This window comes from Vibrio sp. 1401 (assembly GCF_033340295.1).
On the sequence record NZ_JAWOWF010000560.1, the window covers coordinates 1 to 601 of the forward strand.

A 601-nucleotide genomic window follows, 5' to 3' on the forward strand; every position below is an offset into this window, starting at 1 on the left:
GTCGTATGCGCGCAAGCAAGAAAGTCGTACGTAAGAAAGTCGCATCGGGTCCTGCCTTGCCAGGTAAGCTAACAGACTGTTCCGTACAAGACTTAAATCGCACCGAAATCTTCTTCGTGGAGGGTGACTCGGCGGGTGGCAGCGCGAAGCAAGCCCGAGATCGTGAATTCCAAGCGGTAATGCCACTGCGTGGTAAGATCCTAAACACATGGGAAGTCTCTGCCGATCAAGTTCTGGCGTCTCAAGAAGTGCATGACATCTCGGTTGCGTTGGGTATCGACCCAGACAGCGACAACCTTGATAGCCTACGCTACGGTAAAATTTGTATCCTTGCCGATGCGGACTCGGATGGTCTTCACATCGCAACGCTATTGTGTGCTTTGTTTACTCGTCACTTCCGCGCGCTCGTTGAAGCGGGTCATATCTATGTAGCAATGCCGCCTCTGTATCGAATCGACTGTGGTAAAGAAGTCTTCTACGCCCTCGATGACGATGAAAAAGATGGCATTCTAGAACGTTTGTCGAAGAAGAAAGCCAAAATCAACGTGCAACGATTCAAAGGTCTGGGTGAGATGAACCCAATTCAGCTACGCGAGACCAC

General features: G+C 50.6%; 1 protein-coding gene. It reads left to right on the top strand.

Annotated elements, in window-relative coordinates; all coding sequences use genetic code 11:
• The coding region (locus R7Z77_RS26825) for a toprim domain-containing protein (RefSeq protein WP_318137234.1) at nt 1-601 on the top strand (601 nt) is incomplete at both ends.